This window comes from Bacillus sp. BB51/4 (assembly GCF_008368845.1).
Lineage (GTDB): Bacteria > Bacillota > Bacilli > Bacillales > Bacillaceae_G > Bacillus_A > Bacillus_A wiedmannii.
In genome coordinates this window covers 281,153-303,930 of record NZ_QOSC01000014.1, presented here as the reverse complement: position 1 = coordinate 303,930, position 22,778 = coordinate 281,153, and the positions used below count along the sequence as shown (strand labels likewise).

Sequence of the window (22,778 nt, the reverse complement as noted above, 5' to 3'; positions counted from 1 at the left end):
CTGGTAGTAGTACAAATGGAGGGACATAAAAATAAATATCAAAAAAACCAAGATTCTACACAAAGAACCTTGGCTTTTTCTATTACTCTTTCGGAGCAATCATTTTTTTCGGATCGACAATTTCATTAAATTGTTCTTCTGTTAGTAGTCCAGATTGCAGTGCTGCTTCTTTTAACGTTAACCCTTCTTTATGAGCATGCTTCGCAATTTTCGCTGCATTTTCATATCCGATATGCGGGTTTAATGCTGTAACAAGCATTAATGAACGATTCACATTCTCTTTAATTACTTCTTCATCTGCTTCAATACCAACTGCACAATTATCATTAAATGAAACAATTGCATCCGCTAATAGATGAGCAGATTGTAAGAAGTTATATGCAATAACAGGTTTAAATACATTTAATTCAAAATTACCTTGGCTCGCTGCAAATCCGATTGTTGCGTCATTTCCCATCACTTGCGCTACAACCATCGTTAACGCTTCACTTTGCGTTGGATTTACTTTACCTGGCATAATAGAGCTTCCTGGCTCATTTGCCGGAATAATAATTTCTCCTAGACCACTACGTGGACCACTTGCCAGCCAGCGCACATCGTTAGCAATCTTCATTAAATCAGCTGCTAATGCTTTTAATGCACCATGCGTATATACAACTTCATCATGGCTCGTTAATGCGTGGAACTTATTTGGTGCAGAAATAAATTGCTTACCTGTAAATTGGCTAATTTCCTCTGACACCATCTCACCAAATTTAGGATGAGCATTAATACCTGTTCCAACTGCAGTACCACCAATTGCAAGCTCTTTCATATATGTATTGCTCTCAGCAATCATACGCTCTGTTTTTTCAAGCATACGGTGCCATCCGCTAATTTCTTGTCCTAATGTTAACGGTGTTGCATCTTGTAAGTGTGTACGACCAATTTTTATAATATGTTCAAATGCAGTTACTTTTTCTGCTAGCGTTTCTTTTAATTTCGTAATTGCTGGTAATACGTGATTTTCCACTGCAATTACACATGCTACATGAAGCGCCGTTGGGAATGTATCATTTGAACTTTGAGACATGTTCACATCATCATTCGGATGAATATGTACGTCAGATTCCTTCTCTTTCAAAATTTGATTCCCTCGATTTGCAATTACTTCATTCACATTCATGTTTGACTGTGTACCGCTACCAGTTTGCCATACGACAAGTGGAAAATGTTCATTCCATTTCCCTGCAATCACTTCGTCAGCTGCTGCCACAATTGCTTCTGCTTTTTCTTCTGATAGCTTTCCTAATTTTTGATTACTAAGTGCTGCACTTTTCTTTAAAATGGCAAATGCTTTTACAATTTCAAGCGGCATTTGCTCTGTTCCAATTGGGAAGTTTTCTTTACTACGTTGCGTTTGTGCTGCCCATAATTTATCAGCTGGAACTTTTATTTCTCCTATTGTATCTCTTTCAATTCTGTACTCCATTTTTTCATCCCCTTGAAAATAAAATACCTACATTTCTCATTTTAACAGAATCTCACCCGAATGATAAGAATTCTCACTCGTATATATAAAAAAAATACCTCCTGCCATCGCAGAAGGTATTTTTTTATGATGCTTGCTTTCCTTTTTCAACGTCATCTACATACCAAATGAACTTGCCTGTGTATCCGTAAATAACTGCTAAAATTAATGAAACAAAGCTTAACCACATAAACGGAACGTATGAGAACGTTGCTACACCTAAAATACCAGCCATAAAAATACCATTATCCGACCACGGAACCATACCAGAAGTTAACGTTCCACCTACTTCTGAGTTACGCGCTAATACACGTCGGTCTATTTTTAATTTATCATAGCTATCTTCCATAATTTTCGGTGTTAAAATTAATGATACATACATCGCACAACCAAATATATTAGCTAAGAATGCTACGATTAATGTAGACAATGTTACATTACCTGCAGAATTTAATTTCTTCTCAAATTTTGATACAATCACTTTTAAAACACCTAGTTTTTCAAGTAATCCACCAAATCCTAAACCGAAAATAATAACGGCTACTGAGCCAAGCATACCGTTAATTCCACCACGGTTTAATAACTTGTCAACAAACTCAACACCTGATTGAATTGAGAATCCGTTATACGCTGTTCCAATCGCCTCTCCAAAGTTCATTCCTTGGAAAAGAGTTGCCCAAATTGCACCAATTAAAGCTCCCATTGCAATTGTTGGCATAGAAGGTTTCTTCATCGCTAATAAAGCGATAACAATGACTGCCGGAACAAGCATCCATATTTTAATATCAAATTCCTTTAATAAAGCTTCTTTTAAAAACTCTACTCGATTCAAATCTACATTATCGCCGCCATACATCCAACCAGCTACAGTAAACATAATGCTAGTAATAATGTAAGCCGGAACATCTAATACGAGCATAGCTCGAACGTGAGCAATAACGTCTACTTTCGCCATAGAAGCTGCAAGAACTGTGCTATCAGAAAGTGGTGATAATTTGTCACCGAAATAAGCTCCTGAAAGAACTGCACCAGCAACAAGCGGAAGTGGTAAGCCAAGTCCTTCACCAATCGCCATCATAGCAATACCTGCTGTTCCAACTGTTCCCCATGATGTTCCTGTCGCAATAGAAGTTATCGAACAAATAATTAATGTTGCTAATAGGAATATGCTAGGGTGAATAAACTCTAATCCATAATAGATTAATGTTGGTACAACGCCACCAGCAATCCAAGTTCCAATTAAAGCACCTACCGCAACTAAAATCAGTATTGCTTCTAATCCGTTAGAAATCCCTTTCGTAATTGCATCTTGCAATTCTTGATAACGAAATCCTAATCTTAATCCAAGCGCAATTACTAAAAACCATGAAATAAATAGCGCTAATTGAATTGGGAGATCAAAAATCGTTTGGAAGGAAAAGACAACAGCAAGAAATAGTAATAAAAGAACTATGATTTCTAGCATCGATGGTAATCTTACACTTTTCATTTTTTTCTCTCCTTACAAGTCGATAACATGACGTGTGTCGTCTTACATGTATGTAATATACAATTAGCGAAGACAAAACAAAATTTTCATATTATTTCGATTTATTTTTCCAGTATAATATAACACCTTTTCTATTGTAAAAGTAGATGTTACTTTTCGCAATGGAAAATATAAAAAATGTTACATTTTTATATAGAACAATCTAAAAATAACTTTTTTAATATTTGCCACAACAAAACTTTTTACTATTATCCTCCCCTTTTATGGAATATCATTTTTCTCCACAAAAAAGCACACATCATTAAAATGATGCATGCTCTACTTTTATTTATACATATTTTGTATTTCTTCTTTATTTTTAAGTATTTCCACAAACTGATCGCTACAGCCTTTCGGAAATAACACTCCGAGCCCATAGGAATGCTCAAACTGAAAATGAGGGTACTTTGCCTTGACCTCATCCCAAAATTTATACACACCGAAGTTTCGATTTTTCACCTCAATATCATGAAATAACACAATACCGTTATTCGCAAGTTTCGGTAGCCATGTTTTATAGTCATGAGAAACTGCTTCATACGTATGATAGCCATCAATATGCAACAAATTTATCGTTCCATCTTGAAACTGATCCACGGCCTCATCAAAAGTAGACCGAATTAAATTCCCTATTTGAGGATAACTCGTGCTCACAAATTTACTCACTATTTGAAAAACACCTTCTCCATATGGACCTGTGTGCTCATCTCCTGCCCAAGTATCTACAGCAAAGCATTTTGTAGATAACCCTTCATCTTTTACCCCTTGGCAAAAACTGAAAAAAGAAGCTCCTAAATGTGTACCTAACTCAACTAATATTTCTGGCTTTTCAAATCTTACTAAATCATAAGCGAAGTTTAAATGTCCCACCCAAGCAGAATTCATACGAATATATGGACTGTATTGATCAAATTCAAATGTTGGTTTATGAGTAACCCAGCTCATCACATTTCTCCTTCTACACATATTTTTAACAAACCAAATTACTCTTATCTTTATTTTTTTATCCTCTTGATTATGATTTATTTTTATAATTTTATCTCGCTTTATTTCACCTCCTCACTTGTATCGTAAACATAACTGGAACTACTAAAATTCCCACCTTATAACACAGAAATTTCAGTTTATTTTTTATTCATTTTGTGATATATTGCATATTGTATCCGAAACGAATTTGTAGAAAAGGAGAATAAAAACTATATGGATCCAAATCGTTTAAAAGGAATCATTATGGTTGTAATTGGTGCTTGTTTATGGGGATTGTCCGGAACAGCTGCACAACAACTTTTTCAATATGAAAATGTTTCTACTGAATGGTTAGTTACAATTCGTTTGCTTATATCTGGCATTATCTTGCTCATGATTTCATCATTCGGAACGAGAAAAAAAGAAATATTCGGCATATGGAAACAAAGATCTGATGCTACTAAAATAATATTGTTTGGCCTATTCGGTATGCTTGCTGTACAGTACACGTACTTCGCTTCTATTAAAGAAGGGAATGCTGCCGTCGCAACATTATTGCAATATTTAGCTCCTATATTTATTACTGTATACTTACTTTTCAAATGGAACGTTCGGCCATCAAAAATTGATTTCATTTCCATTACCCTTTCATTAGTAGGCACTTTTCTCTTACTAACAAATGGGTCTGTTCATAACTTGGCTGTTTCTACACCGGCTATTATTTGGGGTATTTTATCTGGGGTATCTCTTGCTTTTTATAGTTTATATTCCAAGGAATTACTAGAAAGCTGGTCTTCCTCTGTTATCGTTGGATGGGGCATGATTATTGGGGGTATTGGTGTTACGATTCTACACTTTATTTCTACAAACGAATTCATTTTATTATCGACTATGAAATATGTAAAACTAAGTACCCTACCGCTCATCACATTTGTCGTCATTTTCGGAACACTGATTGCATTTTATTTATACTTAGACAGCATACGATACCTGACTCCGAAAGAAACGACATTATTCGGTTGTACTGAACCACTCGCAGCTATTATTTCTTCTGTACTTATATTACACGTACCCTTTCAATCTTTTCAGTTATTAGGGGCTTTTTGTGTCATTGTAATGGTGCTCATCTTAAGCCAAAAACCGGATGAAGGGAAACAGGAATTAAAGTTTGTTCATGAGAAAAAAGAAAATATACAATGAAAGGATTGAATTCACTATGCCTATCCCTCAAAATTATAAAAAACAAGGAAGAGTTTCGGCAAAATCACTCGTTTTAAATCAACTACAAGATTGGATTATTGAAGGTGTACTGCAGCCTGATGAAAAAATTAATGATGGGGAGTTGGCTGAAGCACTAGGAGTAAGCAGAACACCTGTAAGAGAAGCACTTCAAATATTGGAGCTTTCTGGATTAGTGGAAATGGTACCTGGGCAAAAAACAAAAATTGCTCCTATTAAGTTAGACGACATTCCTATCATTTATGAAACGATGGCTGGTCTTCACTCTATTATAGGAAAGCAAGCACTTCAACACATTACAGACGCTGATTTGAAACTACTTTCTGAAATAAATGCTGATTTTCAGCGCTCTATAGAGACGAAAAACGCAAAACAAGCTTTAAAACTAGATATACAATTTCACAATACAATTTCTTCTATTGCTAAAAACCAATATATTGAACCCTTTCTAGAAAATATGCAACTTCACGTTTTACGCCTTGAATATTTGTTTTTCCAAAACTTTGTTCCAGCAAGTCAATCTATTGAAGAACATCACTCTATCATTCAAGCATTGCAAAAGCAGGACGAAAAACAAATGGAACAAATGATGTCTCAAAACTGGCTCCGTCCAATGAAAGAAATATCAAAAATAATGTCTACGAAATAATAATAGAGCTGGTTACACAAAATCGTAACCAGCTCACCTTTTACTAATCTATATAGTTATGCCTGAATATCTGCATATTCTTCCATATCTTCGTACTCTTTTTCCAATTCCTCTAAAGACAGCTCGTATAATTGTCGGTCGCGAATTTTAAACACACCTGCTCCAATTAACTCATCAATTAAATGCCTCTTACGATTTTCAACAGCAAAACGGAGTTGACTACTCATCTTTTAAAAAACTCCTTTCTACGTTCATTGAAAATGATAATCTTTATCAATTACCACTTTTGATTATAAAAGATGACTCTTTATAAGTAAAGTAATTTCATGAAATATTTACCTTACAAAGTATTTGTGGCCACATTATATATATGTATGCCGTGCGAAAAATGTTATGACACATTTTCTTATCCTTTTTCTTTCATACTTTGCAAGTTGTCTCACCATGATTAAATTCACCATCTATTTCCACTTGAATGGTGACATGTTCTACATGAAACTTCTCCTTTAATACATCCGTAGCCTCTTTTAATACATTTTGCGTTTCATCACCTTTAATAATCAAATGGCAAGTTAATACTTGAAAATCAGATGTGACAGACCATATGTGCAAATCATGAACTTCTTTTACAACCGTAATATTTAATAATGTACTTTTTACCTCTTCAACATTTATGTGCTGGGGTGCACCTTCCATTAATATATGGACCGTATCACGTGTTACACGCCATCCACTAATAATGACTAAAATAGACACAAGAATACTAGCAATCGCATCTGCAACAGTCCATCCGAAAAATTTAATAAGTAGCGCAGCAATAATCGCTCCAACTGATCCTAATAGATCGCCTAATACGTGTAAGAAAGCACTTCTTAAATTCAAATTCCCCTTCACATCTCCGCCTCTCATTAATATCCAAGCTGATAAAATATTAATAAGCAGACCAAGTACAGCAATAATGAGCATCCCATTACTAGCAATCTCAACTGGCTCTTTAAAACGGCGAATTGCTTCAATAAAAATGTATACTGAAATGACAATAAGAACGACACCGTTACATAATGCCGCTAACATTTCGACTCGCTTATACCCATATGTTTTCGCAGTTGTTGCTGTTTTTTCTCCGAGCTTGAACGCAAGTAAACTTAACGCTAAGGATACTGCATCACTTAACATATGCCCCGCGTCAGATAATAGTGCTAAGCTATTTGTTACAAATCCCCCAATAACTTCAGCAATCATAAAACTTGTCGTTAATACGAAAGCGATTAGTAGCGCTTTTTTATTGTTAGAATGACCATGATCATGTGAATGTCCCATACGAATGCTCCTTTAAGTGCAATATCTGTATGTTAGTATGAAACAAACTCCCCCTCTTTATCCCCCATTAACTGCCCATAAACGTCCGCTTCCTCTACCTACACACTTCGATATTTTTCAAACAAGTCCTTTTTCTCAACAAAAAATAAGACTACTTCTTTTTCAGCTTCATATTGTTTACTAATGAAAGAATTTTTAAGGAGGTTACTAAAATGAAACGTTTATTTCTCTGTATGGAGCGAGAACTTGTTGTAGTGAAAGAACAATATTGTCACTTTGAAACAGCGTGTCACTTACAAAATATGCAACCTACCTGTATCGCTGTTGATCCATTTCAAAAGAATCGTGTATACTGCGGAACATTTGGACGAGGTTTATGGTTAAGCGACGATGGCGGAGATTCGTGGAAACCGATTGGAGATTCATATCGTTACTTTGATTTCCCTAAAGAAGATGGTATTTTACACTCTTCGATAACTTCCATTACGATAAGTCCTAATGAACAAGTTAACGGCTATGGCGTCGTTTATGTCGGCACAGAACCGAGCGCTTTATTCCGTTCTGAAAATGGTGGTGAAACGTGGACTGAACTTAAAAATATGAAATCATTATTATCTTCTTATACGTGGGCTTTCCCGCCTAGACCTTTCACCCATCATGTTCGCTGGATTACAGTTGATCCAAACAATCCAAATACAATCCATGTTTCAATTGAAGCTGGTGCTGTTATTCAAAGTAATGATAGAGGGCATACTTGGATTGATAAAAAATTCGGTGCTCCTATCGATGCGCATCAATTGCTTATGCACCCTGAAGCTCCAAATCGCCTTTATGCATCATGTGGTGATGGTTTTATGGGCGGACCTGATCGCGCATACCTTGAAAGTTATAACAGTGGAAACAGCTGGATCTCATGCAGTGAAGGACTTGAACACCATTATTTATACAGCATGGCTATTGATCCGGCTGATTGTGATACAATTCTCGTTTCTGCCGCACCGAGTGCTGACCTCGCTCATCATCGTATTCCTTATGAATCTTATATTTATCGGAAAACGAAAGATACTCCTTTCCAGCAATTGCAGCAAGGTCTACCATCTGCAATTGGTACAGTCATTTCAATGTTTGCGACAAATCCAGCAGAACCACATACGTTTTACACTTTAAATAACAATGGCGTCTTTCAATCCAATGATAGCGGCGAATCGTGGGAACAACTAAACATTCCGTGGAAAGATGAGTATAAAACGCAGCATCCACATGCATTACTCGTTACTAGTTCTTAACGAAAAAAAGACTGCCTAATGGTTTTAGGCAGTCTCTTTTTTATTTCTTTAAGTCAATTACAATATCATCTAACGCAATACCCTTATTGCCTCCCAATCTTCGAGGCACAAAACGCTCCTTTACTTCTCCTCCAACTATTGTTACCGAGCCATAATTTTCAGGAGTGTGAATTCTTAAATTAACGTAAGGCGTTATTATTAACTTAGTCGCATTCTCATTAAGTTTTTGGAATGTTTCACTCCAATTAAAATTATAAGGATCTTCACCTGAGCCTCCATTTCCTTCTCCATAATACTGATTACCTATATCATCTCTCACTTTTAAATCAACATCCACTCCATCCCATACACCTCTTATTTCTTGAGCTACTTCTTGGTTGTAATATAGAATAAACGACATGGGTGTTATTTCCATTCTCTCCATATTAACTTTTACACCATCTTTTTCTGCACTACCTCTAATCAATTTCTCTTTATTTTCTATTCCTTTTAGATTAATATTAAAATTCCAATCTCCTTTTATCTCTTCTTCTGTTTCTAAAATGTTTATACTTTGTATACTCCATTCAACATTCACTGTAGTTCCTTTATTACTAACTAGATCACTACTTGTTTTTATTAAACCTTTATATTTCCTATCAGCGACCTTAATAATTTCATTGCTTCCTGATTGGGCACCTGCTCCTTTAATAGTTAAAAAATCCAACGTACTTGGATTTTTGCCTAAATCTCTGTTACTTTCTATAGAATAGTTTATTGATACTGTCTTACCATCGAAAATCGCATTATTAATCGTTATCTTAATTCCATTTCTTTCTTTTGTCATATTTAGTACTGTGGCGTATTGTTGATAATTATTATGAAGCCCCGTTTTCTTCTCTGCGTCCGCTTTATAATTTTCATATAACCCTGTTCTACCATTATCTAAAAATCGGAATATATCACCTACAATTGGCAATCCCCCTGCATATGTAGGAAACCCAATACCAAGCGTTGCAACTGATAACCCTACTAAAATAGATGCAACAGCAACACCTTTTTTCCAGTTTTTCATCTTTTTCTTCGTACGTATCGATTGTTTTACATTACGTTTCACTTTTTCTTTTTCAATTTCAGAAGCCTCAATTTCCTCAAGTTCTTTTTCATCTATATCAATATCATTTAATAATTCATAAATGTCTTTCATATTGCACTACCTCCAAAACTAATTTTCGTAGCATTTTGTTGTAGTTTCTTTTTTCCACGGTACACACGATTATCGATCGCTGCCCGAGTTAACCCTAACTTGTCTCCTATTTCTTCTGTCTTCATACCGAGAAGATATTTCATAATGAACACCTTTTGATCTAACGGTTCTAATTGATTAATAAGCTTCAATAACTCTTCCCTATCTTCCATAACGATTAATTCGTCTTCCGCTGACTTTTCTGTACTAATATGAAACTCATCTGAAATAATTTCTACTTTTCTAGCCGCTTTCCGGTAATAATCAATCGCCTTAAATTTTGCAATTGCCGCTATCCATTTTTTAAAATCACTCGGCTCTCCATGAAATTTATTTGCGTTATTCCAAATGGAAAGAAATATATCGTTTACACATTCCTCTATGAGTCCATCATTTTGAACTGGAAGAAGAACTTTGTGCGTTATTCCTTTTATGAGTGGTAAGTATGTATCGACAACGAATTCTAGCGCATCTTCTTTTTGCCGTTGTAATCTTTTTATAAAATTTTTCTCATTTGATTTCATGTAGCGATTCCCCTTATTTTTTTGTAAAAGCTTTTACACCCTATATAACGTCTTACAAAAAATTTTCTCTCATCTTTTTTTATTTTTTGTATGTTATGGAATACTTTCCCTACGCCATTGTCTCACATAACTATGTATTACAAGAAAATTTTCTCAAGTCTGCAATTTAATTCATGTAGTACACTATTTATATGGTCATCCTTTAACTAGGTGTACATTTTATTTCGTTAATCTACTTTTCAACATTTTAAATTAGGAGATGAGATGTGTATGTGTGGAATTACAGGTTGGGTAGATTGGAAGGAAAACCTTTCAAATCAACATGTTATTTTAAAAAAGATGGCAAATCGTATTCAGCATCGTGGGCCTGATGCTGAAGGGTTTTGGTTTTCACCTCGTGCGGCCTTTGCACACCGGCGTTTAATTGTTATTGATCCAGAAGGCGGGACACAGCCGAAGACATTTCGTGCTGGTGATTATACGTATGCTCTTACTTATAATGGAGAAATTTATAATTTCCGTGAACTGAGAGAGCAACTTCAACAGTGTGGTCATGCATTTGAAACGCATTCAGATACAGAAGTATTACTACATGCATATTTAGAATGGAAAGAAGACTGTGTACAACATTTAAACGGAATTTTCGCTTTCGCCTTATGGGATGATCAGAAGCAACAACTGTTTTTAGCACGTGATCATTTAGGCGTAAAGCCACTCTTTTATACAGAAAGAAATGACAGTATTATTTTCGGATCTGAAATAAAAGCATTATTAGCTCATCCATCTGTTCCTGCTGAAATTGATGCGGATGGCATAAATGAAATATTTGGATTAGGCTTATTTCGAACTCCAGGATGTGGCGTCTTTAAACATATTCAAGAAGTACGTGCTGGACATTCTATAACGTTTACACGTGATAAAAAAGTAGTTAAGAAGTATTGGAATTTAGAAAGTAAGATTCATACAGACTGTACTGAAGATACATCATCACATATTTTATCTATTTTACAAGATACAGTAAAAAGACAATTAATTGCCGATGTTCCTCTCGTCTGTATGTTATCAGGAGGATTAGATTCTAGCGGTATTACTGCACTAGCAGGTAAAGAATTTGCAGCGGAAAATAAAACACTTCATACGTATTCCGTTGACTTTGTAAATAGTGCAAAAGATTTCGAGCTGACATTTGCTCGCACTGGTTTAGACGCTCCTTGGGTAAAACGTGTTTCTGAACATGTAGGGACATCGCATCATGACATTATTGTGAATGCTGAAGAATTAGCAAATCACTTATTCGTTCCCCTCCGTGCAAAAGATTTACCAAGTGCTGGCGAAATGGAAACTTCACTATATTTACTATTTTGCGAAATGAAAAAAGATGCGACTGTAGCTTTATCTGGAGAATCTGCTGATGAAGTATTTGGTGGGTATCCCTGGTTTCACCAAGAAGAATTACTATATGTCGATAAGTTTCCTTGGCTAACAAATTGGAAAAACACTTCTCCTCTTCTATTAAATGAAGTAAATAACCAATGTAACTTAGAAGACTATATTGATACACGATTCCAAGAAGCAATTCTTGAAGTCCCTACTCTTGAAGGTGAAAGTAAAAAATCCGCAAAACAACGTCAAATGTTTTATTTATTTTTAACGAGATTTCTCCCATTCTTACTTGACCGTAAAGACCGTATGAGTATGGCTGTAGGATTTGAAGTTCGTGTACCGTTTTGCGATTATCGATTAGTTGAATATTTATGGAACGTTCCTTTCGATATAAAAAGCATTGATAATATTGAAAAAGGCATTTTACGTAGAGCACTGCAACCTGCTTTACCTGACGATGTACGCAATAGAAGAAAAAGTGCTTACCCAACTTCACAAGATCCACATTATTTACAAACAATCCGTCATTTATCACTCGACTTGTGCAGTAATAAAAACAATCCTATTTTCTCACTTATTAATCATTCCACATTACTTGCCATTGCCGATGAAAGCAATAAAGAAATTAACAATTTTGAAGCAAGAAGTGCTATGGAATATATGCTACAAGTAAATGAATGGTTGAAAACGTATCATATTCATATTGCTTAACAAAAAGGAGTTCAAGGATAAAAACCTTGAACTCCTTTTATATTAATTAGCACATTGTTTATTTTCAGTGTCAATAGACCACCCAATAATAGTGGCACAATCTCTACCTTTCCACTGCAGTACATTTGTTAATACTGGCTCAATCTGTAAGCAACTTCCGTCGTGCAATATTTCTACTAAAGATTGATCATCATCAAATTTTCGTTTATCACACTCTAAAATACCGTCCGTTGCCATTACAATGTGATTCATTCCTTTTTCTAATCCTCTGACACCTGACGTAAAGCAAGGTGTATTTGCTGCGAAAATATTTTTCCTACCAATATATTCGTAATTCTTCCGTTTATTTAACCGCCCTTTACCATTCTTCGTTTTTTCAGAATGGAATAAATATGCGAAGCAATCGCCAACTGATAGCCAATATAAAAATTCGCCTTTTCGCAAACAAATTAAGCATGCAAGTTCCTCATCATCTTGATCACATTTTTCAATAAACAACTCATCTGTAAATAACGCTAATAAGTACATATGTGTATGATGAAAAGCTAAATGTATCGGGTAGGAAAATAACTCTTTTAATTTCTCTTTTCTTTCTGAAATTGCTTCTATTATATAATTTATATTTTTTGTTTTGTGGTGTGTATCAAAAATCATAACAAATTCAAATTGTAATTTAGGATCCCACCAAGCAAGCACCGCATCTCCTCTTTCATATGCATCACTTTCTTGATTTCCCCCATATACGCCGACTGAAAGAGGACCACATTTTTCAACATGTATTTCATCTACATACATCTGCTCATGACTCATCCATTTAAATGTATTCACAGCTATCATCCTCTCTCTTGCTAAATGTATACCTTTACACATAGATTACCTTATATTTCAATAAAAATAAACTTTTTCAACATTTTTTATCCAAATAAAAGGATTTTATCTCTATACTAACGAATATATCTTATTATACGATGTAAAAATAGGGGGATTTATCATTATGAAAGACATCAATCAACATTGGGAAAGTATTTATTATCACTTACGATATGAATATGAAGACAACCTTTCCCACCAAGCCATTCGTATTTTACAAATCGTTTCTCGTGAGAAAGATATAACAATTGGAAAAGTCGCTACTGAGCTTAATCTTTCTCATAACACAGCATCTGAACATATAAAGCGCCTTATTCAAAAGGGTTTCATCGTTAAAGAGAGAAATAAAAAAGATGAAAGAGTGGTAAACCTTACATTAACAATTGAAGGAATTGAAGTATTAGAAAAACATACTTTACTAGATAAAGAAAAGATAAAAATATTAGAATCACAGTTATCAAAAGAAGAACAACAATTAATTGAAAAAGCATTTTCGCTATTAGCGAAGGAGGCAAAATATGCATTTCCTCGTTAAAGTAATCGTTTCGGCACTTATTATCGGCGTTATCACTGAAGTCGCTAAACACTACAGTACAATAGGTGGCTTTATTGCTGCCCTTCCTCTCGTGAGTTTACTTAGTCTATTTTGGATTTCATTCGAAGGCGGGAATAAACAAGAATTGAGTCAATTTGCTTTAGGGGTATTATATGGATTCCCCGCATCAGCACTACTATTATTTATTGTCTATATTGGTTTAAAAAATTCATTTACACTTAGTACATCGGTCTTATTCGGTGTAGGTGTTTGGTGTATTGTTTTTGCTTGTCAAAAATTATTTCAAGCTTAGTTAGGAGGGTTTACTATTTATAAATTTGTAGAGGTATTGGAGCAAACTATAGAAGTATATATAAAAGGAAGTAGTAAACAAACGGTAGTTATTCAAACCGGAATGAGTTGCTCATTTTATGATTGGTTTCCTATTATAGAAAAGCTTTCAGAGCACTTTACAGTCGTTTCATACCATCGCCCAGGTTACGGAAAAAGTGATTTAGGCAATCAGCCGCGTACAATAAGGCAAGTTACAAAAGAGCTACATATGTTACTAAACAAACTAGCTATTCAAGAGCCATTTATTCTAATCGGTCATTCCTATGGAGGATTATGTGCACAACATTTTGCGATGTTACATGAAGATAAGCTGCAAGCACTTATTTTAGTTGATTCTACTTCGATGAACTTACACCGTTTAGATGAACTTCATTTACCAATTTCTGATCAAACTGATTCTGATGATATGTGGCTTCAAAAATATAATACATACTCCAAAATGGATGTAGACATGCTTTATAATGAACTAAAACCTACACTAGCCGATCAATCAAGACAGCAAATTGAATTTTCTACCTCTCCTTCATTATATAAAGCGACAGCTTCTGAACTATGTGAGTGGAAAAATTGTGCTCGCTCAATAAAAGAGCTATATAAAACATTAGAAACACCTTTAATCGTTATCGGTAGAGACCCTCAATATTCTATTACTCAGTTGACTGAGGGTGGCATGCCAAAAGAGGAAGCGATACAACTTGAAGCAATGTGGCAAGAACTGATTCATGAACAATTACAAATCTCAATAAATAGCCAATATATTCTTGCCGAACATGCTGGTCACGGAATCGAAAATGATCGACCAAATATTATTATTGAAGCAGTTCAATCTCTACGAATAAAAAAAGGAAGCAACTAACGCTGCTTCCTTACTTATCTATTCATAATCTTCTTCATCATCGATTTCTTCATAATACGAATTCCCATTACTTACATATATAGGGCCATTCGCAACGTCAATACGTAATACCCATGCCCATGGCACAGCTAAACGTTTATGTATTGCTCGCCAAAAGCTCATTGATTTTCTTTCGTACTCCTGGAACTCCTGAAGTAACTCTTTGTAGGAGGAACCGTCTAACTGAATATTTGCTTCTAACAAACGAGAATGGGCATAGTACTGCAGCTCTAGTTCAGCAGCAATTTCCATTTCTTCTTCCGTTGCCATACCAATAATTGCTCCATCTGCTGGTGCAATTTCATATACGTTGTGAACTTCAATAAGCCCTTCTTTCTCTTTCTCAAACATGTAAACAGCCTCCTTTAACATATATTTTTTATGTTACAAAGTCATACTTCTACAATAACATCTCTCTTTCCTCTTTTTTTGATAAACTTTTACAAATTATTTATCTGATAATCTGTAGACTGTATTCTTTCAGCAAAAATGAAACAATTATTATCAAAAGTTAATTTATACACGTCAGGCATATGAAGGGTTTTCCAAAACTGAAAATCATATTTCGAATCAAAATAATTCATGAGTAATACCATAATATTCCCATGAGTACCTATTACAATATTCTTACCTTTATATTTTTTTAATATACTTTGCATACATATTACTGCGCGTCTTTGTGCTACATCATTGGATTCTCCGCCTTCGTATACAAAAGTCCAGTCTTCCCATACCTTCTGAAGAGCATCATTAAAATCCTGTACTGGTTCTTTACTTAATAGCCTTTCCCGTAAATCTTCTTCCAGTTGTATTGATAAATTATATGTATTCGCAATTCCTTGCACAGTTTGCATTGCCCTTTTGTACGGACTAGAAATCACAACATCAATATGTTTATCTTTTAATAAGCGTGTTACATGCTGCGTATCTAACAAACCTTTTTCAGATAAAGGCCTTTCCCGTTCTTCTTTTGTATATGTAGAATGGGCATGGCGAACGAAATATATTGTTGTCATTTTTCAACTTCCCTTCTTATTTTCAATCTACATTCAATGAAGCAAATAAGAAATCCTGTATTATAAAAAGAACAAGGACACTTTCTAAAAAGCGCCCTTGTTTACATAATAAAATTATTTCGTTATAATTTCCTTCTAAACTCTTCATCTGTTACAGCATCTTGAATAAAATAATCTATATTATTTCTCAGCTTTTTGTATGCAACTTGATCTTCTATATCGTTAAACATAATGACAACTTCTACTTTATTCCCTTTCTTATCTGTAGTATACAAGCTTTTTGTCAATACGAATGCGGTAGATCCACCTTTTTGACCAGCAAATTCAAACTTGCTATTATCAACTGTTCCTTTGAAAATATTCTCGATTTCTTCTTGCATTGATTTTGGAAAATACTTTCTACTATTTATTTTTTCCATTATACTCATATAATCTTTAGCGTTTGCACCTACTAATCGATCTGACCAAATTCGCTGAAATTCCATATCTACCTTTAATGGGATATCCCGTTTTTTCCATTCTTCTTGATCTTTCATCCATTCATGAATTTGTAACACATGTTTAGTATACTCGTCCTTTGACATGTTACGTATCATTTCTAACGATTGATTTTCTGGCTCGTGAAGCTCTTTTTCTACATACCCTCTCATATATAGTGAAGCAGTATACGAAGAGAACTTGTCATGACTAGTAAGCTCTAATTCTTTTATACTTTCATTCACTCTTTCTATTCCAAGCTTATCTAACAAATATGTTGTATTCGCATTAGAACTATAATGAATCATTCCTTTAGCCACTTCTTCTAAAGCGATCCGTCCATTTTGCACTAACTCTCTCACTTTTGCATCTTCTAACCAGTCAGGATGCGCTCCACCATCAGTGTTTTTAACATAATATTTTTCTAACTCCTGCAATGAAATTTGTTCATTACGGCTTATCTTTCCTTCTGACACTTGCTTAGCAAATTCAACTGCTATGACGATTTTTGCCGTACTCGCCAATGGCAATTTTTCATTTTCATTTATAGATGTTAATACTTCCCCATTTTTTCTAATTAGTACTGAACAAGTTTCATCATCTTTATGTTCTTTTATGTACTTTAATACGTAATCAGGATCTTCTTTTGACAAATAGTACTTCATAATAAAAAAGAAAGCTATAACGGCTACTATAATGACTCCTGCAATAATTCCTATAATCTTTAATATGTTCACAATATGCCCCCTCTATAAATTCCCTTCTATATAATAATTATAACGAATAAAAATACAAAATTATACAAAACAGAATAACTCTTCCTAAAAAAGAAAGAGTTACTCTATTTCACATGATGTTATATGTCCATTTAACGTAACAACTATATTTGAGTCGTCACTCTCTTTAACGCTATTTAGTCGATTTGAATTAGGAGGACCAATTACAACTGACTCCTTAATTGGCGAAAGTTCCTTCCCTAATTTTTCTGCACTTACACCGTATGCAGCTTGAAATACTTCTGGTGGTGTTAATCTAAGTACGTCTGATCCTTCTGCTGTTTCAAACTGATCGTTATTGAAGAACAAATGCAATTGTACTTCTTCTGTTACCGCTGTGATCCAATGCCACCATCCCATTGGAATAAATACAGTTTGCCCCGCTTTTACATGATAATTTTGCAATTGATTCGTTTCGGGATTTAATATGGATGTAACTGCTTCTCCTGATACAACAACATCCAACTCCCACGCATTCGGATGCCAATGCGGTTCTCGCATATGCCCTTTTGTCATAAACAAATCAACAAACGCCCCTCCTATCATCGCTGGTAACTGCGTTGACGTAACTTCATATGCAACGTTTTTCTCATCCCTTTTAAAAAAGATATTTTTTCTCGAATCAAAGAAAAGATTTGGAGTTCCTGAGCTTTTCTTTAAATTTTTATTATCTGGAACATAACCTGAACTACTCATTTTATCCCTCTTTTCCACTCCGAACATTTTCATCTTCACACTGTATCGTATGGAAAAAATGTATGAATGTGCCTAATCATTCACATAACAAAAAAACATGCCTTCATAATGAGAGCATGTTTTGTGATATTCTTCACATTATTTAGTTAAAAAATAAACTTTTTACTTACCATGATGTAACATTAAATCACTAAGTTCTTCTTCAATGTGATTTAATTTCGCAACGCCTTCTTTCCATTTATGAATATAACGTGAAACCCCAACAAAAAACAAAACAATAATTGTGGAAAGAATAATACCATATACGATTGCTACAGTACTCATAGTTACACTTCCTTATAATTAGTAATGTGGTTATTAGTTATATTTTTATTATAAACCTTTTTCTTTTAAAATACTTCGATTTCAACTTTTTGTAACAAAATTGATTTTTCTAACATTTCGTTCGTAAAAATGGCATATTTTTCACAAATTATACAAAACTTCACCATATGTACTATTACCATATGAGTTATATTATTAAATAGAATAAAGGGGATGATATACTATGACGACTTGGTTTATTGTAATGTTAGTTGTATTTGGGGCATTTAAAATTATCGTTTCTAGCCTTCCTAACACTGTTATTGAATCTATTATTAGCAAGTACGAAACACATCCACAACTTGAAGAAGAGAATTCGACTGTTACAATCAATGGCAATAACGTAGAAGGTGAAAAGAAATCCAAAATTATTCATGATTTTAACGAAGGTTTATTTTTAGATCGCTATTATGCACCACCTCACAATGAGGGCACGCCTTTAATTATCAATGCAAAACGTGGCAAAAAAGATTTTACATTTTATATTTATAGTCATGAAGAGCATGTTGATGTTGTAAAGCAACATAAAAAGAAAGTAGTTGCTTATAGTTTACGCTCTAAAAACCTTCAAAATAATGATATGTTCGTGTCAGCTGATTTAGCTTAATACTCATATATTAGAAAAAGGAATCCATAGAATATGGATTCCTTTTTACTATTCACTGAAAAATAAGCTCTGTCTTCAAACTATCTTTCGGTAACAACCATCCTTTTTGTTCTAAACTCTTCATTAATAATTCTCTTTGTTTTGTTGCAATACTTTCCTCATTTGTTTTAAACGACACTTCTATTACGAAATCATCTTCTATTTTCCCTGTATTACTTAGTGGCCAAACTTCAATATTCGTTTTAATATTTTCAAATTCAGCTGTATACCTTTTCATTAATACAGGGCCATAAATACGAGAATTTTTGAGCATTTCTTCTCCCCAATTCGTATACAACCATTTGTTCATTTTCCCTGGCAACTTTTCTATTAACATGTTTTGAGCAGCTCGTTCTTTTGGTAAATCAAGTACTCCATATCCTTTAGCACTGTAGCTTTTCTTATTTGAAATACTTAACGTTTTCTTCTCAAATCCCCAATCTATTTCTGCCTCATAGTTATCAGTTTTACTATCAAATCCATCCTTTTGAGCCACTTCTAGTGCATCTTGAATTACACCATTTTGAATCGGATATCTTTTTTTATATGTTAGCTCAAAATCTTTACTAAATTCTTTCTTTCGAATTCTCGCAAACCACCCTTCATTACTTAAATTTTTATTTGCCGTATCTAAAAATTGCACTTGTATGCTTTCATAATTTGTACCAGCCTGAAAATATTCTAATATCTCTTGGTTCATTTCTTTGTTGTAACCTAATACTTGTTCTGGCTTTAATAATAACTTCACTTCAAAACTAGGTTTCATTGGACTAGTAGCAAACCCTTCCTGAACGTTATAAAGGAAACAACAAAAGAAAATGCTTACGAATACAAATACTTTTTTCATATACCTATCCCCTTTACATTTTAAATGACTTCTATACGTTCCATAGTTAGTGAATACACATTTTCATATCCTGCTATGCTAAGCTTTTTCTGTAATCGATCCGTATCCTCTTTCAAAGCGTGTACTAACACCGTATGTTCTGGTAATAATGTATTTAACATCTCTTTCACATCTCTTATACTTTGGTGAACTTTATATGGAACTCGCTTCACCCTACATTCTTTACCTACACGTTCTTTCAAAACTTTGTCTGCAAAACTCCCTTTAGCAATATGTCCAGTAAATATAATGGAATTTCGTTCTTCATATCGCAGTTGTTCATAATATAACTGCGCTCGTTTCGTTTGCATATTCGCATCACTCATTACAACTATTCCATAACTATTTTGCGTACCGATGTCATGATCCATAACGATTATGTTTCTTTTTAAACTCTCCAGCACCCGTTCAATTTCTTCATTATTTTTAATCCAATCTTTATATACGAACATCTCCTCAAATCCATCCAAAATTTCTTGATCTACTATAATGGGAAGTTCTTTATATTTTTCATATAAATACAATACGATATCTTGCGCCCTACCAAGCGGTGGCAACGGTAGTAATGCTATTCCTTTATTTTGCGCAACTCGTTCAATTTCTGCACACAGTTCGTTTACTCTTTCATGTTGCGAAACATCCTCAGTATGATAAGCGGCATCTACGATTGCAACTTTTATATCGCCACGCAATTTCTCAGGTAAATTAGCTCGTAGTATGTTAGACTCTGCTGAGTAATCGCCAGAATAAAATACATATGTATGACTCATGTCCACTAAAAACCAAACAGCCCCTAATACATGCCCACTATACCCCCATTGAAAACGCAATGTAGGTGTAATCTGTATCCACTCATTCGGATTACTAATTTCATCAATATATACATAATCTAAATCTTTAACATTTTGGTCGTTATAAGGTACATTCCATCCTTGCGTCAAATTATAGTTTCTCCATTTTTCATAATAAGTGGGAAGTTGCTCCTTCGTATAACGAGTCGTCCAAATTTTTTTCTTATATCCATACTTCGCTAATAAAGGTAAGCCCATCGTGTGATCTTCATGAATATGTGATAAAAATACTGCATCTAAAAACGGTACAACTTCCCTCTCTATTTTTGGATAACTATCCTCATATGATCGATTAATACCACAATCAAATACTATTTTCGTCTCTTTATTTTTTACGAAGTAGCAGGAACGACCGTATTCTCCCGCTCCTCCCCATACTTCTATCCTCATCATGCTACCCCTTTTCGTTTTTGCTCCATATGTTGCAGAAGTAATAAACATATTGTTGTAAGTCCAACTGAAACGACAGCCATTGCCATTCCAATAGATACTTCTCCTTGTTCAAATTGAGCAAAAATAAATGTTGCTGAAGTTTCTACTGATGGAGGCAGTATGAGAAGGGATGCTACTAACTCTCTTATTGAGATTGTAAATGTCATCGCCCATCCAGCAAGAATACCCGGGATAATAAGAGGTAATATTATTTTTCTAAAAATATAAATATAATTTCCAGAAAAAATGGTTCCTGCCTGTACAAGAGAATCATCAATTTGCCCGAGCGATGCTTTTACATACTGCACCGTATAAGGTAAAAAAAGAACAACGTACGTCACGATAACCATGACTGGTGTATTGTAAATTGACATGGGCATATAGGGTGAATTCCAAAATAAAATCAGCCCTACAACCATCACGATTCCTGGTACCATATTCGGTAACATACCGCACATATCAAGCCATTTTTCAGAGGACTTTTTCCCCTTTCGAATCATAAGCGCCAAAAAGACTCCAATCATAACAGCAATAATCGCCGTTATAAGTGAAAATAGAAAACTGTTCCATAAAGCTTCTAATCCTGGAGATCCAATTGTAAATAATGCTTCATAATGGCTTGTTGTAAAGTTGTTTACATGCAAGCCGCCGCCTCTTAATTTTGATAATGAAGCAATCATTATAGAAAAGTATGGGATTCCAATTGATACGATTAATAAACCAATTACATAGCCCCATGCCACAACGCGTGTAAATATAGACAATGTATACCTTTTAGATTTCACACCTTTTCCACTAACCATTGCATATGAATACTTTCGATTTAATACATTTTGCATATACCAAATGAGCATACATGCACTAAGTAATAAAGAAGATAATGCTGTTGCACTACTAAAATCAATCGGCCAACTCGAAATAAATTTATGAATCTCTGATGTTAACACATGAAATCCTATTCTTCGTCCGAATGTAGCTGGTGTTCCAAATTCAGCAATCGTCTTTACGAAAATGAGTAAAGCACCCATTACATAACTTGATACTAATAACGGCAATATTATTTTTCGTAAACGATAGAAAAAGCTTCCGCCATGAACTGCTGCCGCTTCTTCTTTACTACTCCCAATTTGAAGTAACGTGTTTTTCAACATGAAGTATAGGAATGGGAATAAATGCAGACTCATAATTAAAACCATACCTCCTAAACTAAAAAACGAAGATGAAATCGTCTTTAGCATCGGAAAAAACTGTTCAAAATAGCCGTTCGGTTGCATGAACAAAATCCAGCCCATCGATCCAATATATGGCGGTGTCATAAATGGAATCATAAAAATAATATCTAACTTACTATACTTTCCAACATCTGTTTTGCTCATAATAAATGCTAATGGAAATGCAAATATGGTTGCTCCTATTACTACGAGTACACCTAGGAGCATTGAGTTTAGAAAAATCCCAGCTAATCCACCACTCTGCATCACTTCAAAAGGCTTTAAAAAATTCCAACTACTATTTTCATATACACTAGAAAATAAAATGAGAAAAAGCGGAATGACGATTAACATCGCCACAAGTAACAACGCTACCGTCATTCCAACTTGTCTTACTGATACGAATCGATTTACCATGTAATCACCATC

At 34.4% G+C, this 22,778-nt stretch carries 25 protein-coding genes; 8 read left to right on the top strand and 17 right to left on the bottom strand.

Annotation, left to right across the window (positions count from 1 at the left end):
• Positions 1–82: 82 nt before the first annotated feature.
• The 3 genes from fumC to DN392_RS21360 form a co-directional block, all read right to left on the bottom strand.
• Positions 83–1,471 (bottom strand): class II fumarate hydratase, encoded by a 1,389-nt coding sequence (gene fumC, locus DN392_RS21370; protein ID WP_046959025.1) that lies wholly within the window; start codon positions 1,469–1,471, stop codon positions 83–85.
• 124 nt (positions 1,472–1,595) lie between these two features.
• Positions 1,596–2,999: a Na+/H+ antiporter NhaC gene (gene nhaC / locus DN392_RS21365; protein WP_000843982.1), complete on the bottom strand. Its 1,404-nt coding sequence runs from the start codon at positions 2,997–2,999 to the stop codon at positions 1,596–1,598.
• Positions 3,000–3,323: 324 nt separating this feature from the next.
• Positions 3,324–3,983 (bottom strand): class I SAM-dependent methyltransferase, encoded by a 660-nt coding sequence (locus tag DN392_RS21360; protein WP_000119206.1) that lies wholly within the window; start codon positions 3,981–3,983, stop codon positions 3,324–3,326.
• Between the two features lie 255 nt (positions 3,984–4,238).
• Between DN392_RS21360 and DN392_RS21355 the strand changes: the two genes are divergently transcribed.
• Positions 4,239–5,204, top strand: a complete 966-nt coding sequence (locus DN392_RS21355) for a DMT family transporter (protein ID WP_000371448.1) — start codon at positions 4,239–4,241, stop codon at positions 5,202–5,204.
• A gap of 16 nt (positions 5,205–5,220) precedes the next feature.
• Positions 5,221–5,892 carry a GntR family transcriptional regulator gene (locus tag DN392_RS21350; RefSeq protein WP_048566927.1) on the top strand — a complete coding sequence of 224 codons (672 nt, stop codon included), beginning with the start codon at positions 5,221–5,223 and terminating at the stop codon, positions 5,890–5,892.
• A 56-nt stretch (positions 5,893–5,948) separates the two neighbouring features.
• On the opposite strand, the gene fbpA is transcribed toward DN392_RS21350, so the two are convergent.
• Complete coding sequence (gene fbpA, locus DN392_RS21345; RefSeq protein ID WP_000098304.1) at positions 5,949–6,119, bottom strand: Fur-regulated basic protein FbpA; 171 nt, start codon at positions 6,117–6,119, stop codon at positions 5,949–5,951.
• A 193-nt stretch (positions 6,120–6,312) separates the two neighbouring features.
• Positions 6,313–7,212, bottom strand: a complete 900-nt coding sequence (locus DN392_RS21340) for a cation diffusion facilitator family transporter (RefSeq protein ID WP_048566866.1) — start codon at positions 7,210–7,212, stop codon at positions 6,313–6,315.
• Positions 7,213–7,424: 212 nt separating this feature from the next.
• Between DN392_RS21340 and DN392_RS21335 the strand changes: the two genes are divergently transcribed.
• Positions 7,425–8,498, top strand: a complete 1,074-nt coding sequence (locus tag DN392_RS21335) for a WD40/YVTN/BNR-like repeat-containing protein (RefSeq protein WP_048566865.1) — start codon at positions 7,425–7,427, stop codon at positions 8,496–8,498.
• A gap of 40 nt (positions 8,499–8,538) precedes the next feature.
• Here the strand turns inward: DN392_RS21335 and DN392_RS21330 are convergent, their stop codons facing one another.
• Positions 8,539–9,684, bottom strand: a complete 1,146-nt coding sequence (locus tag DN392_RS21330; RefSeq protein ID WP_048566864.1) for a DUF4179 domain-containing protein — start codon at positions 9,682–9,684, stop codon at positions 8,539–8,541.
• Complete coding sequence (locus tag DN392_RS21325; protein WP_000840021.1) at positions 9,681–10,247, bottom strand: sigma-70 family RNA polymerase sigma factor; 567 nt, start codon at positions 10,245–10,247, stop codon at positions 9,681–9,683. The genes DN392_RS21330 and DN392_RS21325 overlap by 4 nt, the downstream gene beginning before the upstream one ends.
• A 270-nt stretch (positions 10,248–10,517) precedes the next feature.
• Between DN392_RS21325 and asnB the strand changes: the two genes are divergently transcribed.
• The gene (gene asnB, locus DN392_RS21320; RefSeq protein WP_000333947.1) at positions 10,518–12,341 is read left to right on the top strand and encodes an asparagine synthase (glutamine-hydrolyzing); all 1,824 of its coding nucleotides are present in this window, start codon (positions 10,518–10,520) and stop codon (positions 12,339–12,341) included.
• A gap of 42 nt (positions 12,342–12,383) precedes the next feature.
• On the opposite strand, the gene DN392_RS21315 is transcribed toward asnB, so the two are convergent.
• Positions 12,384–13,211 (bottom strand): PP2C family serine/threonine-protein phosphatase, encoded by an 828-nt coding sequence (locus DN392_RS21315; RefSeq protein ID WP_048566863.1) that lies wholly within the window; start codon positions 13,209–13,211, stop codon positions 12,384–12,386.
• A gap of 124 nt (positions 13,212–13,335) precedes the next feature.
• Here DN392_RS21315 and DN392_RS21310 point away from each other — a divergent pair, with 124 nt between their 5' ends.
• The 3 genes from DN392_RS21310 to DN392_RS21300 are packed head-to-tail and all read left to right on the top strand — an operon-like array spanning position 13,336 to position 14,956.
• Complete coding sequence (locus DN392_RS21310; RefSeq protein ID WP_048566862.1) at positions 13,336–13,746, top strand: MarR family winged helix-turn-helix transcriptional regulator; 411 nt, start codon at positions 13,336–13,338, stop codon at positions 13,744–13,746.
• Positions 13,730–14,059 carry a DUF3147 family protein gene (locus tag DN392_RS21305; protein WP_048566861.1) on the top strand — a complete coding sequence of 110 codons (330 nt, stop codon included), beginning with the start codon at positions 13,730–13,732 and terminating at the stop codon, positions 14,057–14,059. The genes DN392_RS21310 and DN392_RS21305 overlap by 17 nt, the downstream gene beginning before the upstream one ends.
• 36 nt (positions 14,060–14,095) lie before the next feature.
• The gene (locus tag DN392_RS21300) at positions 14,096–14,956 is read left to right on the top strand and encodes an alpha/beta fold hydrolase (RefSeq protein ID WP_048566860.1); all 861 of its coding nucleotides are present in this window, start codon (positions 14,096–14,098) and stop codon (positions 14,954–14,956) included.
• Positions 14,957–14,974: 18 nt separating this feature from the next.
• On the opposite strand, the gene DN392_RS21295 is transcribed toward DN392_RS21300, so the two are convergent.
• From DN392_RS21295 to DN392_RS21270, 6 genes are all read right to left on the bottom strand, one after another.
• Entirely contained in the window at positions 14,975–15,346 is a 372-nt protein-coding gene (locus DN392_RS21295) for a hypothetical protein (RefSeq protein WP_016088485.1), read from the bottom strand.
• Positions 15,347–15,435: 89 nt separating this feature from the next.
• Positions 15,436–16,011, bottom strand: coding sequence for a histidine phosphatase family protein (locus tag DN392_RS21290; protein ID WP_048566859.1), 576 nt, complete (start codon positions 16,009–16,011; stop codon positions 15,436–15,438).
• Positions 16,012–16,133: 122 nt separating this feature from the next.
• Complete coding sequence (locus DN392_RS21285; RefSeq protein ID WP_048566858.1) at positions 16,134–17,225, bottom strand: serine hydrolase; 1,092 nt, start codon at positions 17,223–17,225, stop codon at positions 16,134–16,136.
• Between the two features lie 99 nt (positions 17,226–17,324).
• Positions 17,325–17,960, bottom strand: coding sequence for a cupin domain-containing protein (locus tag DN392_RS21280; protein WP_000098968.1), 636 nt, complete (start codon positions 17,958–17,960; stop codon positions 17,325–17,327).
• A gap of 162 nt (positions 17,961–18,122) precedes the next feature.
• Entirely contained in the window at positions 18,123–18,284 is a 162-nt protein-coding gene (locus DN392_RS21275) for a hypothetical protein (RefSeq protein WP_000108701.1), read from the bottom strand.
• A 65-nt stretch (positions 18,285–18,349) separates the two neighbouring features.
• Entirely contained in the window at positions 18,350–18,466 is a 117-nt protein-coding gene (locus DN392_RS21270) for a hypothetical protein (RefSeq protein WP_001987133.1), read from the bottom strand.
• Positions 18,467–18,507: 41 nt separating this feature from the next.
• On the opposite strand from DN392_RS21270, the gene DN392_RS21265 reads away from it, so the two are divergent.
• Positions 18,508–18,930 carry a YfmQ family protein gene (locus DN392_RS21265; RefSeq protein WP_000214602.1) on the top strand — a complete coding sequence of 141 codons (423 nt, stop codon included), beginning with the start codon at positions 18,508–18,510 and terminating at the stop codon, positions 18,928–18,930.
• 52 nt (positions 18,931–18,982) lie between these two features.
• Here DN392_RS21265 and DN392_RS21260 read toward each other — a convergent pair whose 3' ends face one another.
• From DN392_RS21260 to DN392_RS21250, 3 genes are read right to left on the bottom strand one after another with little or no spacing between them, the layout of a single operon-like run.
• Positions 18,983–19,816: a hypothetical protein gene (locus tag DN392_RS21260; protein ID WP_000755336.1), complete on the bottom strand. Its 834-nt coding sequence runs from the start codon at positions 19,814–19,816 to the stop codon at positions 18,983–18,985.
• A 20-nt stretch (positions 19,817–19,836) separates the two neighbouring features.
• A complete protein-coding gene (locus tag DN392_RS21255; protein WP_048566856.1) occupies positions 19,837–21,099 on the bottom strand; it encodes an MBL fold metallo-hydrolase in 1,263 nt (420 codons plus the stop codon).
• On the bottom strand, positions 21,096–22,766 hold the full coding sequence (locus DN392_RS21250; protein WP_048566855.1) for an ABC transporter permease: 1,671 nt from the start codon (positions 22,764–22,766) through the stop codon (positions 21,096–21,098). The genes DN392_RS21255 and DN392_RS21250 overlap by 4 nt, the downstream gene beginning before the upstream one ends.
• Positions 22,767–22,778 lie beyond the last annotated feature (12 nt).

Bases quoted from the DNA above. Each gene is read 5' to 3' on its own strand.
- fbpA (WP_000098304.1), bottom strand. From the start codon at position 6,119: ATGAGTAGTCAACTCCGTTTTGCTGTTGAAAATCGTAAGAGGCATTTA.
- DN392_RS21275 (WP_000108701.1), bottom strand. From the start codon at position 18,284: ATGAGTACTGTAGCAATCGTATATGGTATTATTCTTTCCACAATTATT.
- DN392_RS21350 (WP_048566927.1), top strand. From the start codon at position 5,221: ATGCCTATCCCTCAAAATTATAAAAAACAAGGAAGAGTTTCGGCAAAA.
- DN392_RS21280 (WP_000098968.1), bottom strand. From the start codon at position 17,960: ATGAGTAGTTCAGGTTATGTTCCAGATAATAAAAATTTAAAGAAAAGC.
- DN392_RS21255 (WP_048566856.1), bottom strand. From the start codon at position 21,099: ATGATGAGGATAGAAGTATGGGGAGGAGCGGGAGAATACGGTCGTTCC.
- DN392_RS21265 (WP_000214602.1), top strand. From the start codon at position 18,508: ATGACGACTTGGTTTATTGTAATGTTAGTTGTATTTGGGGCATTTAAA.
- DN392_RS21325 (WP_000840021.1), bottom strand. From the start codon at position 10,247: ATGAAATCAAATGAGAAAAATTTTATAAAAAGATTACAACGGCAAAAA.
- DN392_RS21360 (WP_000119206.1), bottom strand. From the start codon at position 3,983: ATGAGCTGGGTTACTCATAAACCAACATTTGAATTTGATCAATACAGT.
- DN392_RS21305 (WP_048566861.1), top strand. From the start codon at position 13,730: ATGCATTTCCTCGTTAAAGTAATCGTTTCGGCACTTATTATCGGCGTT.
- DN392_RS21260 (WP_000755336.1), bottom strand. From the start codon at position 19,816: ATGAAAAAAGTATTTGTATTCGTAAGCATTTTCTTTTGTTGTTTCCTT.
- DN392_RS21355 (WP_000371448.1), top strand. From the start codon at position 4,239: ATGGATCCAAATCGTTTAAAAGGAATCATTATGGTTGTAATTGGTGCT.
- DN392_RS21270 (WP_001987133.1), bottom strand. From the start codon at position 18,466: ATGGTAATAGTACATATGGTGAAGTTTTGTATAATTTGTGAAAAATAT.
- DN392_RS21290 (WP_048566859.1), bottom strand. From the start codon at position 16,011: ATGACAACAATATATTTCGTTCGCCATGCCCATTCTACATATACAAAA.
- DN392_RS21310 (WP_048566862.1), top strand. From the start codon at position 13,336: ATGAAAGACATCAATCAACATTGGGAAAGTATTTATTATCACTTACGA.
- nhaC (WP_000843982.1), bottom strand. From the start codon at position 2,999: ATGAAAAGTGTAAGATTACCATCGATGCTAGAAATCATAGTTCTTTTA.
- DN392_RS21340 (WP_048566866.1), bottom strand. From the start codon at position 7,212: ATGGGACATTCACATGATCATGGTCATTCTAACAATAAAAAAGCGCTA.
- asnB (WP_000333947.1), top strand. From the start codon at position 10,518: ATGTGTGGAATTACAGGTTGGGTAGATTGGAAGGAAAACCTTTCAAAT.
- fumC (WP_046959025.1), bottom strand. From the start codon at position 1,471: ATGGAGTACAGAATTGAAAGAGATACAATAGGAGAAATAAAAGTTCCA.
- DN392_RS21315 (WP_048566863.1), bottom strand. From the start codon at position 13,211: ATGTGTAAAGGTATACATTTAGCAAGAGAGAGGATGATAGCTGTGAAT.
- DN392_RS21335 (WP_048566865.1), top strand. From the start codon at position 7,425: ATGAAACGTTTATTTCTCTGTATGGAGCGAGAACTTGTTGTAGTGAAA.
- DN392_RS21330 (WP_048566864.1), bottom strand. From the start codon at position 9,684: ATGAAAGACATTTATGAATTATTAAATGATATTGATATAGATGAAAAA.
- DN392_RS21250 (WP_048566855.1), bottom strand. From the start codon at position 22,766: ATGGTAAATCGATTCGTATCAGTAAGACAAGTTGGAATGACGGTAGCG.
- DN392_RS21295 (WP_016088485.1), bottom strand. From the start codon at position 15,346: ATGTTTGAGAAAGAGAAAGAAGGGCTTATTGAAGTTCACAACGTATAT.